The 16,750-nt window shown below is 46.0% G+C and carries 12 protein-coding genes and 4 pseudogenes; 13 read left to right on the forward strand and 3 right to left on the reverse strand.

The window, feature by feature from the left end; genetic code table 11:
- The first annotated feature begins 200 nt into the window (after positions 1–200).
- The 6 genes from GKC68_RS13265 (at position 201) to GKC68_RS13290 (ending at position 5,896) form a co-directional block, all read left to right on the forward strand.
- Positions 201–1,946 (forward strand): hypothetical protein, encoded by a 1,746-nt coding sequence (locus tag GKC68_RS13265; protein ID WP_145033319.1) that lies wholly within the window; start codon positions 201–203, stop codon positions 1,944–1,946.
- A 1-nt stretch (position 1,947) separates the two neighbouring features.
- Complete coding sequence (locus tag GKC68_RS13270; protein ID WP_145033316.1) at positions 1,948–2,253, forward strand: hypothetical protein; 306 nt, start codon at positions 1,948–1,950, stop codon at positions 2,251–2,253.
- A gap of 627 nt (positions 2,254–2,880) precedes the next feature.
- Positions 2,881–3,918, forward strand: coding sequence for a tyrosine-type recombinase/integrase (locus tag GKC68_RS13275; RefSeq protein WP_342656244.1), 1,038 nt, complete (start codon positions 2,881–2,883; stop codon positions 3,916–3,918).
- A 530-nt stretch (positions 3,919–4,448) separates the two neighbouring features.
- Positions 4,449–4,718, forward strand: coding sequence for a hypothetical protein (locus GKC68_RS13280; RefSeq protein ID WP_342656245.1), 270 nt, complete (start codon positions 4,449–4,451; stop codon positions 4,716–4,718).
- A gap of 14 nt (positions 4,719–4,732) precedes the next feature.
- On the forward strand, positions 4,733–5,071 hold the full coding sequence (locus GKC68_RS13285; protein WP_342656246.1) for a type II toxin-antitoxin system RelE/ParE family toxin: 339 nt from the start codon (positions 4,733–4,735) through the stop codon (positions 5,069–5,071).
- A gap of 384 nt (positions 5,072–5,455) precedes the next feature.
- Entirely contained in the window at positions 5,456–5,896 is a 441-nt protein-coding gene (locus tag GKC68_RS13290) for a cell envelope integrity TolA C-terminal domain-containing protein (RefSeq protein ID WP_342656247.1), read from the forward strand.
- Between the two features lie 522 nt (positions 5,897–6,418).
- On the opposite strand, the gene GKC68_RS13295 is transcribed toward GKC68_RS13290, so the two are convergent.
- Complete coding sequence (locus tag GKC68_RS13295) at positions 6,419–7,474, reverse strand: hypothetical protein (protein WP_342656248.1); 1,056 nt, start codon at positions 7,472–7,474, stop codon at positions 6,419–6,421.
- A gap of 802 nt (positions 7,475–8,276) precedes the next feature.
- Between GKC68_RS13295 and GKC68_RS13300 the strand changes: the two are divergent.
- From GKC68_RS13300 to GKC68_RS13320, 5 genes and pseudogenes are all read left to right on the forward strand, one after another.
- Positions 8,277–8,713, forward strand: a pseudogene (locus GKC68_RS13300) (transposase); the annotation flags it as partial.
- 75 nt (positions 8,714–8,788) lie between these two features.
- A pseudogene (locus tag GKC68_RS13305) lies at positions 8,789–9,288 on the forward strand (IS3-like element ISRaq1 family transposase); the annotation flags it as partial.
- 50 nt (positions 9,289–9,338) lie between these two features.
- Positions 9,339–10,367: an IS110 family transposase gene (locus GKC68_RS13310; protein ID WP_110145283.1), complete on the forward strand. Its 1,029-nt coding sequence runs from the start codon at positions 9,339–9,341 to the stop codon at positions 10,365–10,367.
- A 186-nt stretch (positions 10,368–10,553) separates the two neighbouring features.
- Positions 10,554–11,183, forward strand: a pseudogene (locus GKC68_RS13315) (IS3 family transposase); the annotation flags it as partial.
- Positions 11,184–11,213: 30 nt separating this feature from the next.
- A pseudogene (locus GKC68_RS13320) lies at positions 11,214–11,696 on the forward strand (IS3 family transposase); the annotation flags it as partial.
- A gap of 734 nt (positions 11,697–12,430) precedes the next feature.
- Here the strand turns inward: GKC68_RS13320 and GKC68_RS13325 are convergent.
- Positions 12,431–13,144: a YafY family protein gene (locus GKC68_RS13325; RefSeq protein WP_272844066.1), complete on the reverse strand. Its 714-nt coding sequence runs from the start codon at positions 13,142–13,144 to the stop codon at positions 12,431–12,433.
- A gap of 48 nt (positions 13,145–13,192) precedes the next feature.
- Here GKC68_RS13325 and GKC68_RS13330 point away from each other — a divergent pair, with 48 nt between their 5' ends.
- The gene (locus GKC68_RS13330) at positions 13,193–13,837 is read left to right on the forward strand and encodes a hypothetical protein (protein WP_342656249.1); all 645 of its coding nucleotides are present in this window, start codon (positions 13,193–13,195) and stop codon (positions 13,835–13,837) included.
- A 342-nt stretch (positions 13,838–14,179) separates the two neighbouring features.
- Here GKC68_RS13330 and GKC68_RS13335 read toward each other — a convergent pair whose 3' ends face one another.
- Positions 14,180–15,733, reverse strand: a complete 1,554-nt coding sequence (locus tag GKC68_RS13335; protein ID WP_342656250.1) for an MFS transporter — start codon at positions 15,731–15,733, stop codon at positions 14,180–14,182.
- Positions 15,734–15,852: 119 nt separating this feature from the next.
- Here GKC68_RS13335 and GKC68_RS13340 point away from each other — a divergent pair, with 119 nt between their 5' ends.
- A complete protein-coding gene (locus tag GKC68_RS13340; protein ID WP_028723017.1) occupies positions 15,853–16,743 on the forward strand; it encodes a LysR family transcriptional regulator in 891 nt (296 codons plus the stop codon).
- Positions 16,744–16,750: the final 7 nt, after the last annotated feature.

Here is a 16,750-nt window from a genome sequence, read left to right on the forward strand (position 1 = left end):
GAAGACTATGGCATGCGTCCCTCAGTTCTGCATTACATCAATGTTTTTAGGAGCTAATAATGTTTAAGAAAATTAAGCAGTGCGATAAAAATCATTAAAGGTATTATCGAGCATGTGATAAGCTATGTGTCGTTGTTTTTGAATTATTTTAATGGGAAGTTTTTGACTCGTATTAACTATTTTTTTCATAGGCGCTCAATATGAAATTCTCAAATGTTATAAAAGGCTTTTTCAACGATTGCAAAATTGAAGATCATCACTCTTTTTTTTTAGAAAGTGAGCTTGCAACACCAAATTATCTCAATTTCAATCAATTAATTTCATGGCCTCCAAATATATTTTTAATTTTAAACGCAGTCATTGACTATACTGATAAGTACAGACTCCTTGTTTCACCACAGTCGCACTTCAAATGGGATAAATTAAAAAAAGAAAAGACATCCGAAATAAAGGATTTTTGGGTGGATTACTTAAAGCACCAACAAAAAAAAGGTGCGAGTTCACAATTCATCCCGGGTGAGCTGAAAAAACATATTGATATTATATTTAATCCGACCTCCTTTGATTGCAATATCTATGACTTAATGAATGATGTAGAATTTTGCGAATCAGCCTTCATCATGATTATAGCTATTGATAGGTTGTTTGTTAGAGGTATAAATGGGAAGTTCGACGACATTCTAGAATTGGCACTAATTAAAAGAACCTTAAAAATTGAGTTTAATAAGAAAAGTGGCCCTAGCAATATACAAGTGGATAAAGAGAATTTTGCTGACAACTTATTAATGAATGGAATTGTCACTCAGAAATTCAACACCCCACAATCTGGTTTAACAATGAATAATCTAAGTCAAAATTTAGCATTTGTTAAGCCGTCAGTGAAATATGAACTTGTTTCGAATAAAAGAGTGGCCTTTAACGCCTCTCATGATTCATATAACATTTTAATTATACCCTGGCCCTTCATCATTAAAGATGGCTTTTTTACACCGTCCAAATTTGATGTTCCCGCCTATAATATGGACGAGTATTTTGATTTTTTTGATTATGAACCCGATGATGATTTTACATTAGAGCACTTTTTGTCATATGTTTTTTCTGCACTTAAAAGATGCGGAGATATTGATCTTATTGTGTTTCCAGAGTGCTCATTATCGCGTGAGAAGACAGAATTATTAGCATCAACTCTTTTCGAGCTTTTTGGTGATAGGTCTCCATCGATTTTATCTGGTGTGTATGGAAAGTGTGATAGCATTGGTGAAAACTATGCCCTATTGAAGTTCATTTCAGATACTGGAGATAACTTCAACGAAATTAAACAAAGTAAACATCATCGTTGGTTTTTAAATAGAGAGCAACTGAGGAATTACAACCTATCCATTTCTTTAGATCCTAATAAAAAATGGTGGGAAAATATTTCTGTTGATAGGCGCCAACTTACCGTTTTAAAAGCAGGCAAAGGTTTAACTCTTTGCCCACTTATCTGTGAAGATTTAGCACGGCAAGAACCAGTGGCTCAGGCAGTTAGATCTATAGGTCCTAATCTCGTTGTAAGCTTGTTACTCGATGGCCCTCAAATTAGCCCGCGATGGCCTGGAAAATATGCTGCTGTTTTGGCTGATGATCCGGGCTCATCGGTTCTATCTGTGACGGCTTTGGGGATGACTCAAAGATCCACTGGTTTAGGATATCCGCCTAGTTTCGAGGTTGCGTTATGGAGTGAACCAGGTAAGCCATCTGAAAGCCTAAAGGTTACTTCTTATACAGGAGCAGTTGTGCTAGAATTACGAGTAGAGAGGGTTAAAATGTGGTCGATTGATGGTCGATGTGAGGAAAAACCGGTACTTAGGAGGGAAACTCACACAACGATAGATTTAGATTCTCCATTGGAGCAATTGGCCATTTTGAAAGAAAATATTAAAAAGTCATTGAGTAATCGGAGGTAGCATGTCTAATACTAAGAGCTTAAATGACAAACAGTTGCTCATGAATATAGCTGACATGGTTGTTAGAAACCCGGCCTATGCAAAAGATTTATTTGCAAATATGCATGAAATTGTTGGTCTTTATCCTGAATTACATGGCGTAGGTTATTTACTTGATACTTACAATAGCGATCAATATTACCAAATGTTGAAATGTGTGGTTGATGGAATATCCGATGTTGATTCTAAAAAAATATTTACTTTGGCTTTAGAAGATTCAGATAATTATCAGGATGATAGTTATTCAGGGCAACTAGCCGCGGGTTGATAATGAATCAGTGGCGATTATCATGAATAGTCGCCGTTGATTTTTTATTTTAATATGAATGCGTTAAAGATCTAAAATAGGTATAAAATCCATTGCAAATTAGATCTTAAAATTAAATTATCCAGTCAGTGCTTGATTTTCTATCTTTCGATGCATTTTATTACTTAATCTTAAATAAAAACCTTTAAATTCTTTAATTATTTTTTTACAAAAAAAGTGCATTTTTTCTCTTCAATTTAGTGCTCATACTTTTATTTTTAGTATTTGCGTATAATAAAATTATTTAATAATAGTTTATTAATTGGTAAGAGCGTCTACTCACCAATTAATTTGATACGTATTCTTTCCCTGCTCTTATATGTATCTCCACGGGTTTAATTCCCCCCTTATCTGCAGCGACATCCTACTTGATCCTTTCGCGAATCTAACTTCATATAATGGGACTTATATGAAGCTGGGATCCGTTTGAGGATCGATGTATCATTGGATCCTGAACTGGGAACGTGAAGGGCATGCCCCTCAGGCTCAGGTGGGCAAATTAACAGGCATCGCTACGCGAAATCTGCAGGGCTTACCCCCTCATTTTTTCTCAGAATTCACGTAGCGCTGTCTCTGGCGGGAACAAGAATGGACAATTCCAGACCACATTGGCCTGTATCCGACGTGCAACTGCCAGCCCAGGCTGACATAGTAGCCCAGCTCCAGGCGTTTGTTCAGGACCGTGAGGCATTTTCTGACAATACATGGCGGCAGCTGCTCAGCGTAATGCGGATCTGCGCCGCCTGGGCGAATGAGCATGGCCGTACTTTTCTGCCTATGTCACCCGGCTGCCTGCGCGACTACCTTTTCTGGCTGCAGGCAAAAGGACGTGCATCTTCAACGATCGGTACGCACCTGGCCCTTATCAGTATGTTACACCGTAACGCAGGCCTGACTCCGCCCAGTGCTTCACCCGTAGCTTTTCGTGCGATGAAAAAAATTAACCGGTCCGCTGTATTGTCTGGCGAGCGCACAGGTCAGGCCGTCCCGTTTCGCCTGTCTGATCTTCTTACTCTGGATTCAGTGTGGTCCGGTTCAGCCCGTCTTCAGCAACTCCGCGACCTCGCTTTTCTACATGTGGCTTACGCAACGCTGTTACGCGTCAGCGAGCTTGGGCGACTCCGTGTCCGTGACATTTCGCGCGCAGCAGACGGCAGAGTCGTGCTGGATGTCGGCTGGACAAAAACAATTGTGATGACCGGGGGGCTTATCAAAGGACTGGGTACTCTTTCTTCACAACGGCTGAGTGAATGGCTTTATGCATCTGGTCTTATCCATGAGCCTGATGCTTTTATCTTTTCTCCTGTTCACCGTTCCAACCGTGCGCAGATTAACACCGACAGGCCGCTTTCAACCCGAGCCCTGGAAGATATTTTTGCCCGCGCCTGGCATGAGGGGGGACCCGGCAGAGATGTTAAGCCTAACAAAAACCGTTACCGGGGGTGGTCGGGACACAGTACGCGTGTAGGAGCGGCTATCGATATGGCTACAAAAAAATACAGTACCGCACAGATTATGCAGGAAGGAACCTGGAAAAAGGCCGAAACGGTGATGCGTTATATCCGGCACGTTGATGCCCATGCCGGTGCTATGGTTGACTTTATGGATGCGCATACGGGCAGGTGAAAGGCTGAAACGCTCCACATAGCATCCACCTGAATTGATATCAAAAAATCCCTGTGAGCGCGACGCAGTCAGTAAGGCTCGCCTTGCACCCGGTGCTCCTGTTTTTAGGCAAAATCGGTGAGGAGGTGGGTCCTGTTCTGGTAATGAGCGCTCTGATTATCTCCCCCAGTAATGCTTATTGCAGATTAGATTTCCCGTAAACTCAGTGCCGTTACCTGCCACAAATCTTGAGCTGATAAAACCTGATGTGAATTTTCACAACCTGCCTAATCTTCTGACCTGCGTTTTTATTACTCCATTCGTGCAATCCGTATACATCCTTATGGTTTTGCAGGCGTTTCACATAACATCTCCCAGGGCTTAATCAAAAGAAGTGGATAAATATGTACACAATTGTTCTACTCAGGTTATACTCTCAGTTGCCCACTTCAAACAGTGGTACACCGTGTCGTTCAGCCGAGCAATTCTGTGAGGCTTTTTAAAATTTTAAGGGCACATTTTGTCCTGCTAATCGTGTATGAGGTCCCTCTATGCCACAAACCATGTCCCAGAAACTTGCCCGAGACAGTCTTGGCAATGCAGGAACGTTCGAAGGCGGCGTGTACGTTACCAAAAATGGTGTTGCTGAACTGTTCATCCAGACCGCAGCTGAAAGACAGGCAGAATTAAAAGAGCTGGAGCAGGAAAGAAACATTAACGCGCTTTTTAAGCTTGCCATGCAGGCGAAAAAAGAAATTACTGACGGCAAGGGCATGACTCCTGAAGATGTGCTGGGGAGATTACGTGCGGCCAGAAACTGAATATGAGGTGTTGAGTGTCTCAAAAGTATCAGGTCTTAATCTCGCCTCTGGCAGAGCAGTGCCTTAAAGACATTGAGTCCTATAAAAGTGGGACAGCAGGGGCGCAACAGGCGGCCACCATGGTGGATAATTTGCTGATGGAATCCATAACAAAAATCGTTCAGGACCCGGAAAGATACCGCTATAACGCTTACCTGTCTGCCAGGGGGCTGTTGTTGCGGGAAAGACTGGATGTGGATGGCGAGTACCGCGTACTTTATGATTTTGACGGCAGCGCAGTTCACATACTACTAGTCATCAGCATGAGGCAGGATTTTAGCAAGCTACTTTACCGCTATAACATTCTGAAGTAACACTCAATGCCCGGATATCCGGGCTATTTTATATGGTCAGTCATTGGTGCAACTTAAGCCTGTTTACAACTGATGAACACTGGATTCATTATCAGCTTCGCGAATCCTGTGCTTGGTTAACTTTGTTCAACGTAAGCACTCCAAACTATAAACCGTCCTCAGTTGCGTTCTCAGCGGGGAACCCTCGGAAACGACTTTAGGACATTTCAATATGCCAGAGGCAGACATTTGAACTTAGCCACTACAGTAAAGTGCGTATAATATAGATTATTTTAAATCGGCCTGTTTTCCTGAAAATAGCCTATGGGACTGCCGCCGTTATTCTTGGCTGCAAGTTTTGGCCTGCTGTGATATAACTGGCAAAATATTACTCTGGGATTAAACATGAAAAAATTAGCTGGCGTTTTTTTCGTCATAGCGTTGGCCGGTTGTGGAACGAAACAATCAGACCACAGCCAAACAAACTACAAACCGTTACCAGCCTCAGCGCCCGCATCGGAGAGAATCGCGCAGATTAAACAGAAGTGTGAATCCGAGAACCATTTTGAGGGCAATAAGCAAGAAGTTAATAAGTGGCTGTGTGAGTATACCAACGCCGTTTTGTCTCAGTTTTATGACGTCAATTCCTACGCCGGTAAGTATTGCAATGTACGAATTAAGCAACCCGAAGGGCAGATGCCTGTTTCAATAAAATCTGAGGGTGGCGATCCTGGACTCTGTTCAGCGGTTATCGGTGTTATCAAAGAAACGATCAAGGCTGGCATATTCCCCAAAATGCCAAAAGTTCTCGGCGGCGAGGTAGCGTCCAGATTCGAGCCGAATTGATTTGAACCAGAAACGACAACCCGCTACGGCGGGTTTTTTATGTCTGAAATTGAGGTGAACATATGGAACAAAGTAAACCAAACAGCGGCTGCTGTCGCCCACGTAAAACCAAAATCATATTCACTAAGCATGGGGCCTTTCAACTCCTTTTGGCTTAACGATTTTCAATTCAGTCAGTTTTATGGTGCTTCACAGCTTTTCCCATCTCCTCTTTTGTCATCCCTTACCCGTTTAAGACAAAAGTAGCGATTCAAAATGGGCGATTATCCTTGCGCGGGATTGTCAGATTGCACGTTGATTTTTTCGTTCAAGAACTTTGCTTAGAACTAGTACTTTAGTATCAAACTATAAAAAAGTTTAAAATGTATTTACGCGCGAAATTATCGCGTGTTTGGAAACGGTTCAGCTGCAGTTATGCTCGATTGGAACTCAATTCAGATCTCAATATTCTCGTCGGAGATAACAATGCAGGTAAGCCCTGCATCGTTGAAGCTATCCACTAGGTTAAATAACCACCTAATATTATTGTATATGACGAACCATTGTTGCTTTCAAGTCATTAGTAAGCATTTCCGCCCGTTTTTCCAAATCCGCTATTATTAAGCCTTCTTTACTGTATACATTAACGAGAGAGTAGAAAGGTACTTTATTCGTACATGATAAACGTGAGATCGTAAAATCATCACGGTGTGGTATAAAGACCCGATAGTTACCTTGAGATACATACAAAAAATGAGCATCGGGATGTTTAGTAAGAAACATATATTTATTATTACAAAAAAAAGTATCTCGAGTATCATACTTTAAAGAAAAATTGAAACCTAATTTTAAAATTGAAACTGTTTGTTGTGAAACTTGACTATATGAAAAAAAACCTATTGCAATTAATGGGCAAAAAAACGAAAGCGTATATTTTACATATGCAGATGAATCACCCTTGAATTTTTTTGGTTTTTTCCAAGCAATAATCAATATGTAAACAAATAAAATATAAAGCATGCAATATGAAAGGAATATGAAAAACATTGCGAAAAAAATCGTCATTAACTTATATACCGTTGTATCGAACGGCATATCAAGGAAATTAGATATGAAAGAGCGTGCAAGATAGTATGAAATTAACGAGACAATTAACCAAGAATATTTTATTATCACAATAACTCTTTTCTGAATTTCATTATTTCTATTATCTATTGACTTAATATGGCATGCTATGGTGTAAATTACTGAGCATGCATTTATTCCAATTAATGCAAGCGGTATGATAACTGTGATGAAGCTTAATGATTTAAATGAAATGTTAATGAACATGTAAAGAAAGAGCGAAGTGAGGGCCGACTTAGATGTTTTGCCAAAAATCCCTTCAAATGTTGTAGCAGGCTTTCCATTTGATTGTTTTATAATATAAAAACGAACTACAGTTAGCATGTTGGTGATAACCATCCCTGACCAAACAATGATTGGAAAAGTCTGGGATTGAATGGGCACCATGCACAACATTATCACGTAAAAACATAAAAAGTTCCAAAGCATTAAATCTAATGAACTTATTTTTTCAACTGTGTTATTTTTCTTCATGAGAGATTCGCTGTAGAGTTAAAATTCTTGACAACATGAGTCAATAACAACATTACTGTAAATTAAAACCTTCGGCGCACTTACGAAGGTGGCTCCATCAGATGTTCAATCTCAACATTCAGCTCTAGTTGCGCACTGAGTTAAGTATAAGATCATGTTTGATCACTTCGCTGCTAATTAATTCACCATTACTCACTTTCCTCAGACAAACCATGCTGGCAAGTTTGCACGTTTCCCAGTAAGTTGTTCTGATTTCGTCGTCATCAAGGTGCTGCATGAGGATATCTCCTGCACTTAATCAGGTTTTATGCGCGACAGCTCATGAAGGCGCCAGCTGTTGCTTGCCAGGCTTATCTGGCCCCATGGCGCCGGTAGACCGGCGATGCCGGTTACGCTTTGATAGATTCTGCCTATCCCCAACTCTTTCCCTGTATCTAACCATAGGTGATGATTAGCTACCACCACTGAAGCTGAGCGATTCGATCTCTTCCCTAAGGACTGATCAAGTACCGATCCTGTCTGGCAGCTCATGGCCCTCCGCTTCAACTTTCACGCCAGCTCTTCAGGTTGTCCTGAGTCTGGCTCTGCCAGCACCCATGGTAGCGCTGGTAATGTTTACCTGTCGCCGCGTGATTATGGGATAATTTGCTAATAATAAGCTTACCGGAATTCTGGCTGTTACAGGCACTATTATTATCAGTGACACTGAATATCATTCTGTTGTTGCAGGTGTAGTGGTTTACTGAATTTGGCCACCTGAATAGAGGTGATATGCTCATCTCAGAACAACACAGGTGTCCCAATGAAAAAAAGAAATTTCAGCGCAGAGTTTAAACACGAATCAGCTCAACTGGTCCTTGATCAGAACTACACCGTTGCAGCTGCGGCCAGTGCTATGGATGTGGGTCTTTCTACCATGACGCGATGGGTAAAGCAGTTGCGGGATGAACGACAGGGCAAAATACCTAAAGCCTCCCCTATAACCCCGGAACAGATTGAAATACGCGAGCTGAAGAAAAAGCTACAACGCATTGAAATGGAAAACGACATATTAAAAAAGGCTACTGCGCTCTTGATGTCAGACTCCCTGAACAGTTCTCGTTAATCGGGAAACTCAGAGCGCAGTATCCTGTGGTCACACTTTGCCACGTGTTCGGGGTTCATCGCAGCAGCTACAAATACTGGGAAAAAAGCCCCGAAAAGCCAGACGGCAGGCGAGCGGTGTTACGCAGTCAGGTTCTGGTGACCTGCTCCCCGTTGATTAATACACCACGATGTTAGTAATGTCTTCATAAGCCACATGAGGACATCCCCATGAAGAAGCGTTTTTCCGACGAACAGATCATCAGTATCCTCCGCGAGGCTGAAGCCGGGGTTTCTGCCCGTGAGCTCTGCCGTAAGCACGCCATTTCCGACGCCACCTTTTACACCTGGCGTAAGAAGTATGGCGGTATGGAGGTGCCCGAGGTTAAGCGGCTGAAGTCGCTTGAGGAAGAGAACGCCAGGCTCAAGAAGCTGCTTGCCGAAGCCATGCTGGATAAGGAGGCGCTTCAGGTGGCTCTGGGGCGAAAGTACTGACGACAGACCAGAAGCGGCAAGCCGTGATGTTGATGTGTGATGTGACCGGTCTGTCGCAACGTCGTGCCTGCAGGCTTACAGGTTTGTCCCTGTCGACCTGCCGTTATGATGCTCAGCGTCCGGCTGCTGATGCTCATTTATCAGGGCGTATTACTGAGCTGGCGCTTGAACGCAGACGTTTTGGTTACCGGCGTATCTGGCAGTTGCTGCGTAGGGAGGGCCTTCACGTCAATCACATGCTGTAATCTTAAAACGATCCCGATCCGTGATATTTGAGGTGACAGCCATGAAAACCTTCGTTGGGCTTGATGTTTCTCAAAAGAAAACAAGCATCTGCGTTATAGACCATAACGGCAATAAAATTCGTATGGCTAACGTCGATACGCATCCCGGTGTTATCGCCAATTATCTCTTTTCTGAAGGATTTGATAACTCGAAAGTGGGTCTGGAAACAGGGCCACTTTGCGTCTGGCTTTACCATTCACTCAAGAGCTTTGGCCTGGACATTGATTGTATCCATGCCCGCCATGTTCATGCAGCATTGTCGATGCAGTTGAATAAAACTGATCAAAATGACGCTTTTGGTATTGCCCGGCTGGTCCTTTCCGGATGGTACAAACCAGTACATGTCAAAAGCCTTGAATGCCATCAGCAAAGACTCATTCTGACCAGCCGGGAAAAACTGGTTCAGCTCAGGGTTGCCGTAACTAATCAGATCCGAGGGCTCCTGAAAACATTCGGTGTTGTTCTTCCCCCCGGGAAAAACAGTGTGTTTGAGCGTTCTGTACTTGAGTCATCACCTTCGCTGGAAACCGTTAAACCCGCAGTGATTATGTTGCTAAATACGTGGGAACATCTTTCTGACCAGATAAAAAAATTTAACTCCATGCTGGAAAAGCTTGCCCGAAAAGATCCAGTTTGTCAGATATTACGATCTATTCCGGGTGTGGGTGTTCTGACAGCATTAAGCTTTAAAACATCAATTGATGATCCTTCGCGTTTCAGACGAGTAAGTGATGTCGGCGCTTTCCTCGGATTAACGCCCAAAAAGTACCAATCCGGTGAGGTAGACAGGAATGGGGGAATTTCAAAACAGGGCAACAGAATGACGCGCACACTTCTCTACGAAGCAGCATCCTGTCTGTTGACGCGTTATGGCACTGATACAAGCCTGGCCATATGGGCAAATGGACTCCGGCACAGAATGGGCTACAAGAAAGTTATTGTTGCCCTTGCGAGAAAACTGACAACACTGATGCTAAGTATGTGGAAATCAGAGACTACTTATAATGAACGGCTTAACGCTATAAATTAAGAAGTGGGAAGTCACAATCAAATCAGACTGAGACCGTCTTAAACTTCAATTCCGGGACTCGCTTTGCAGGGTGAAAGCCTTGCGGGAATCACATAGGAATGAAGACGACGTCTTGCAACATGTTGTAGCATTGAAAAAATGACTACGAAGACGACAAAGACTCCATCTGATCCTGATATTGACTGATTAGACGACAAGCGGGTATACCGTATTTACCACCTTAATGGACTGAGCGTAAAACGCAGACGATGCCGTAAAGGGCTGGCGACCGAACGGTTTCCGCTTCTTCGCCCGGATGCGCCGAACCTTACATGGTCGATGGATTTCGTTATGGACGCACTGGCCAACGGTCGCAGGATCAAGTGCCTGACCTGTGTGGATGATTTCACGAAGGAGTGTCTGACGATCACCGCTGCTTTCGGTATTTCCGGCGTTCAGGTCACGCGTATTCTGGACAGCATCGCGTTGTTTCGGGGCTATCCGGCGACAATAAGAACCGATCGGGGCCCGGAATTTACCTGCCGCGCGCTCGATCAATGGGCCTTTGAGCATGGTGTGGAACTACGGCTTATCCAGCCAGGTAAGCCAACGCAGAACGGATTTATTGAGAGTTTTAACGGACGCTTTCGCGATGAGTGTCTGAACGAACACTGGTTCAGCGATATCGTTCACGCCAGGAAAACCATTAACGACTGGAGGCAGGATTATAACGAGTGTCGTCCACATTCGGCACTGAATTATCTGACGCCATCAGAGTTTGCAGCACGGTGGCGAAATGGAAAATGTGGAGGTAAACAAACCGACATTACTAACTGACGGTTGTATCTAATCCTGGGGGCAGGTCAGTATATCTGGACAGGCAAGCGTTGGGCTTACCTCGCTGTTGTTCTCGATCTGTTCGCAAGAAAACCGGTGGGCTGGGCAATGTCATTCTCACCGGACAGCAGGCTGACCATCAAAGCACTGGAAATGGCGTGGGAAACTCGCGGTAAACCAGCCGGAGTGATGTTCCACAGTGACCAGGGTAGCCACTATACAAGCAGGCAGTTCCGGCAGTTACTGTGGCGTTGCCGGATCAGGCAGAGTATGAGCCGACGTGGAAACTGTTGGGACAACAGCCCGATGGAACGCTTCTTCAGAAGTCTGAAAAACGAGTGGGTGCCAGTGACAGGTTATATAAACTTTAGCGAAGCTGCACATGCGATCACAGACTATATCGTCGGGTATTACAGCTCGCTAAGGCCGCATGACTATAACGGTGGGTTACCCCCAAACGAATCGGAAAACCGATACTGGAAAAACTCTAAAGCGGTGGCCAGTTTTAGTTGACCACTACACAAATAAACGGGCAACTGGAAGCTGGTTTGATGCTGACAGGTTTCGATGAGGCTTTTCAGCCAGCGCCACGTTTTCTTATTGATAAGTACATGCCAACCTTCATAGCAACATGCTCAGTTAAACCGGTCTAGCCCAGATATGGCTCTGCTCAGGCAGCAGAGCCACTGATAGATCATGAAATTTCATTCAGGAAGGAAAAACCAAAGCATAGTCTTGTAACATTTGCCCCTTTCAGTACTGACAATGCCCGCTTGTGGCACAAAGCGGAACTTTTAATTTGGAATTGATATCCGCAGTTAGAAGTGGCCAGAGGAAGCTGTTTCAGGAGCATGAAGGCGCCAGTTGATGCCCGCCAGGATAAATTGGCCAAGTGCCGGTAGCCCGGCGAAGCCGATTGCGTTATGACAAGTTCTGCCTGGCGAACACTCCCCTTTTATCTGAGGATATGTGGTGATTAGCTACCACCTCTAAAGCAGAGTATGAGCCGGCGAGGAAACTGCCGGGATAACAGCCTTCTCAAACGCTTCTTCCCGAGCCTGAAGAATGAGTGAGTGCCGGTGACATGTTAATACAGCCTGCACAATAACGACCCATGCAGGTCTTCGCCCTTGAGGTCACACTGGTCTAATGTTTAAAACTTGTCAGCAGCGCGTTTCCCTCGGCTTCACCCGACATGATGGCACATCCGGCGAACACATCTGCCTTTGCTCAGCAAAGAAACATGCCTAACTGCATGTCCCTTTTTGACTGACTAACGGGCACACTGGAGCCTGCAGGCCGGAAAGGTAATCCTGCATCCGACGTCCTTTCTGGTTAAGGAATCGCGCACCAGTTGAAAACAGAGCACTGATTCTGTCCAGCCTGAAATTTCGGAAGTCACAGCGTGTTTCACACCAGGCTGTCAGCAGCCAGGCCTCATCAAAGACAGTCAATCCCAGAGGCCAGACGAGGCGGCGACTTTCTTTTCCAGACAAATCAGTGTACGTAAGTTGTGCAATCATTCTTTTGCGTATCATTTCGCGCAGTTGTTCTTCCCATCTTTCCGCCATCGTATCTTCAGGGCGGGTACGTGTAACTGCCTGAAAAGGAAGGTCCAGGAAGGCTCCCCTTTTATCCCCCATGGCCTCAGCTATTTTTCCTGAGACACGCTCCGCTGCATCGCGCAGGCAATCTGAATTTCTGGCCATGACTAACTTAAGTCCAAGCATGATGGCTTCCGCTTCATCAGGGTCAAATTTCAGAGGCGGCAGAAAGAAACCTTTTTCAAGCTGATAACCCAGTCCGGGCTCACCATGCACGGGTGCACCCAGGACACTGAGACTCGCCATATCACGATAAATGGTGCGAACAGAGACATTCATCCGCTGCGCCAGTGTTTCGGCAGAAAGCGGATAACGTGCGGCGCGAAGTAAATCAAGTATTGAGAACAGCCGGTGCATTTTCATTCATTCAGATTATCACCCACTGACATGTTCTGTCAGTGGGTTATGAAACACTCTGTTTTCTTAAACTTAAAAGGGCGTTATTTCATGGAAAATCAAAGCCAGTGCATCGAAATCGTTATTTACAGGACAGAAAACCTGACAGATTCAGACCGGCAGCGTACAGGTGCCGTACAGCAGGCTTCAGAACTTCCCGGTTTCAGTGGCTGGCTTCCTCTGGCTGGCTGTCACAGCCCGTTTGTCAGAGCTGATCTCGTGGTGTGGGACAGCCCGGAATCGGCCGCTTCAGCAGGAAAGATTGTCTCAGCCAGCGAGAGATTCTCAGGTTTCAGAGAGTCAGTCAGCGATTTTATCGGTTCCGGATATTTTGCCTCGCCAGTAGGGGGCCTTCCCCTGATGCAGCAGGGAGACGGCGTTGAAATCGGGCGCTTCAGGCTCCGTGAAGGCGTAACAGAAGAGCTGGCGCTCTCAGCATGGAGAAGAATGTGTGAGAGTCACCTTTCAGGACTGCCGGGGTGGCGTGGACAGAGGCTGTTCCGGCTCGAGGATGGAACATTCATAGACCTCGCGCGCTCTGGCAGTCTGTCACAGTCGCAAAAGATATGTGGCAGTTGGGCAGGTAATGAGGCATGCGAAACCTTTCTCGGGTTGATAGAGCCTGTGAGTATGGAATTCGGCACGGCATTGTGACTGTAAAGCAGACTGAGGGCGGGCAGGACAGTGTGTTCGGGCTTATTTTACAGATGCCCCTGACTGGTTCTCTCTAGTGCATCTGAGTTAATACAGGAGCGAGACCTGATCGCCGCGCATCAGCTTAACGTGGGGTTATGAATGTCCGCTTGTGGCACAGGCTGTGTGAAAACTGTTTTGGTCGCTTCAAATGCGAAAAACAGAGCTGAAAACTGCGCTCATACGTAAATTTTGGTTCAGCTAACCAGTCGAGCAATTCCAGATTTTGCGTAGATGCGCGCCCTTCAGTTTTAGGTCAGAGTTTTCACACAGCCTGGGCACAGAGCGGACATTGCACTCAGGTCAGTATCTTATGTGCTCGTCTCTTGAATCAGTTTTGGCCGTAGCTAAATCATGAGCCTTGTAGCCCAGCATGCCCCAGACAATGATCGCACAAACAAACGTTATTGCAGACAGGACCTGAAACAGCAATGAATAAGCATTGTCATAACTGACCTGAACTACCTCGCGCGGGATGCCGGGCAAGAGTGCGATGGCCTGCTGAATATTACCGCCTCCCAGCCAGGATGCGGCAAGATGAATTACATGTGGCGCAAAACCGTGCACAGTTTTGTTAAGGTTCAGATCGTTCACGTTAGTGAGAAACGCGGAGACCACCGCAAGAGCAATACCCTCTCCTGCAACACGAACGGTATTGAACAGGCCCGCCGCCATACCTGCCTTTTCAACCGGAACGGAAGAAATGGCCAGTCCATCCATCAGTCCCCACGGTAATGCCGCTCCTGCTCCTGTTATCAGCATCGAAAAGAGAAGAAGAGTTATGCTGTCATTGTGTAATGCCGGACCGAGAAAAAGTAACCCGGCAGAGGCGAGCACCAGCCCTGAAGCTGACACCACGGCCGGTGAAAACCAGCGCGTCAGCAGGGCTGCAAAGTAAGGAAAGATCATCATCGGAGAAGTGAGTGCCAGAAGATAAACTACGCTCTGAGACTCGCTGAAACCATTTCCGCCCATTAAATGCAGCGGAATAATGATCAACAGAACAATGTAGCAATAGCAGGTCGCCACCGGCAGCAGCATAGCTCCGACAAAGCTGCGACTTCGCAGCAGTGAAATATCCAGAACAGGATTGCTCACACTCAGACAACGCACGATAAATCCGCTGAAGAGCAGTACAGAGCTGAGGAATAAAGCGAGTGTGAGAAGTGATGAAAACCCGCGTGTGGGCAGGAGCATCATTGCAGTGGTAAACCCCATCAGCGCCGCCGTAAACAATGCCAGACCTGTTTTATCTGAAGGGGATAGACTGCTCTGCTGTGACTGAGGCAGAAACATCATACCGGCGAGCAGTACACATCCTGAAAGCACAGCAAACAGAATATAGACCCAGCGCCAGGTGAGCATATCCGTAATAAGTCCGACAGCCAGCGGGCCGAATGCTAAGCCAGCACCAAAGACGGTGCCCAGCAGGCTGAACATGCGGCTCCGGGCAGCGCCGGTATAGAGCCTGGCCAGCAGAGCGCTTCCGCTGGCCAGTATCATGGCCGCTGCCAGTCCCTGCACACACCTGAGCATGCCTGACATCATCAGGTTGTTCGTGAGGACTGTGAAAATACTGCTGAGACAGAACAGCGCTGCACCCGTGAGAAAAACCGGTTTTCTCCCGATGTCATCTGCTGCAATCCCTGCTGTCAGCAGAAAACTGCCGAACGTCAGCATAAATCCATTCGTAAGCCACGATAGTTCTTCTGGTGAGCCACCCAGCATGCGCTGTATGGCGGGCGTTGTGACTACGCCCCCGGTAAAACTTAACGGCAGAAGCGTAGCCGCCATAAAAATGGTCAGGGCTGCTGCAGTTCCCGAGAGGCGGCAGAATGTGCTGGCTGCAAATGTCATGGTGTTACCTTAATTGTCCGGACAGCTAATGAATGAAAACTGCTGCGATGTTATTGCGGACAAAAGCTCGGATAAATAGACTGCAGCTACCTTCTGAACAGACATAAAGTTAATAATCAATGGACAGCCTGACTTCTCTTACCTCTTTTGTACGGACAGCCGAGACACTGAGCTTTGTGCAGGCCGGAAGGCTGCTGGGTATTTCAGCGTCAGCAGTCGGTAAGAACGTTGCCAGACTTGAACATAAACTGGGTGTGCGGCTTTTTAATCGCAGCACAAGGAATGTAAGTCTGACCCCGGAAGGGGCGGCACTACTGGTCAGGTGTAAGCATATTCTTGAGCAGCTCAATGAGGCCGAATCAGAGCTGACGAACAGTGCCGCTGAGCCCGTGGGTAAACTTCGGGTTTCCCTTCCCGTAGCAGGTTACAGGCTCCTGCTTCCCGCACTTTCCGCATTTAACCGACGTTACCCGCAGGTCGAAATGGACCTCGACTTCAGCGATCGTCTGGTGAATATCATTGACGAAGGGTTCGACGTGGCAATACGCAGCGGAGAGCTGGCTGACTCCAGGCTGACCGCCAGAAGGCTGGGTGAATTCAGCTTCACTCTCTGTGCCAGCCCCGGCTATCTGGAGGAAAAAGGCGTTCCGGTGTCACCTGCGGAGCTGACGGCGCACCGGTGCATTCTTTTTCGCTTACCCTCAACAGGTCTGCTGCAGCCCTGGGAACTGAACGGCCTCCGCCCCGGGGCTCCACTCAGCGCTGAATCGGTTCTGACGGTAAATAATATTGAAGCGGCCATTGGCCTGAGCCTGGCGGGAACAGGGATCAGCTATCTGCCCGACTTTATAGTCTGCGAGGCGCTGGCAGAGGGACAACTTAAAGAAGTGATGCACGGGTACTGTACAAAGCAGGGTCATTTCTCCGCCGTGTGGCCATCAGGCCGCTACCTCTCACCCAGAGTACGCTGTTTTATAGACTTTATTACTGAGTCAGGTTTATCTGTGTAGCCGCTCA

The sequence above is a fragment of the Pantoea sp. RSPAM1 genome, from assembly GCF_038816185.1.
Taxonomy (GTDB): Bacteria; Pseudomonadota; Gammaproteobacteria; order Enterobacterales; family Enterobacteriaceae; genus Pantoea; species Pantoea ananatis.

Bases quoted from the DNA above. Each gene is read 5' to 3' on its own strand.
- GKC68_RS13265 (WP_145033319.1), top strand. From the start codon at position 201: ATGAAATTCTCAAATGTTATAAAAGGCTTTTTCAACGATTGCAAAATT.
- GKC68_RS13270 (WP_145033316.1), top strand. From the start codon at position 1,948: ATGTCTAATACTAAGAGCTTAAATGACAAACAGTTGCTCATGAATATA.
- GKC68_RS13275 (WP_342656244.1), top strand. From the start codon at position 2,881: ATGGACAATTCCAGACCACATTGGCCTGTATCCGACGTGCAACTGCCA.
- GKC68_RS13280 (WP_342656245.1), top strand. From the start codon at position 4,449: ATGCCACAAACCATGTCCCAGAAACTTGCCCGAGACAGTCTTGGCAAT.
- GKC68_RS13290 (WP_342656247.1), top strand. From the start codon at position 5,456: ATGAAAAAATTAGCTGGCGTTTTTTTCGTCATAGCGTTGGCCGGTTGT.
- GKC68_RS13295 (WP_342656248.1), bottom strand. From the start codon at position 7,474: ATGAAGAAAAATAACACAGTTGAAAAAATAAGTTCATTAGATTTAATG.
- GKC68_RS13310 (WP_110145283.1), top strand. From the start codon at position 9,339: ATGAAAACCTTCGTTGGGCTTGATGTTTCTCAAAAGAAAACAAGCATC.
- GKC68_RS13325 (WP_272844066.1), bottom strand. From the start codon at position 13,144: ATGCACCGGCTGTTCTCAATACTTGATTTACTTCGCGCCGCACGTTAT.
- GKC68_RS13330 (WP_342656249.1), top strand. From the start codon at position 13,193: ATGAAACACTCTGTTTTCTTAAACTTAAAAGGGCGTTATTTCATGGAA.
- GKC68_RS13335 (WP_342656250.1), bottom strand. From the start codon at position 15,733: ATGACATTTGCAGCCAGCACATTCTGCCGCCTCTCGGGAACTGCAGCA.
- GKC68_RS13340 (WP_028723017.1), top strand. From the start codon at position 15,853: ATGGACAGCCTGACTTCTCTTACCTCTTTTGTACGGACAGCCGAGACA.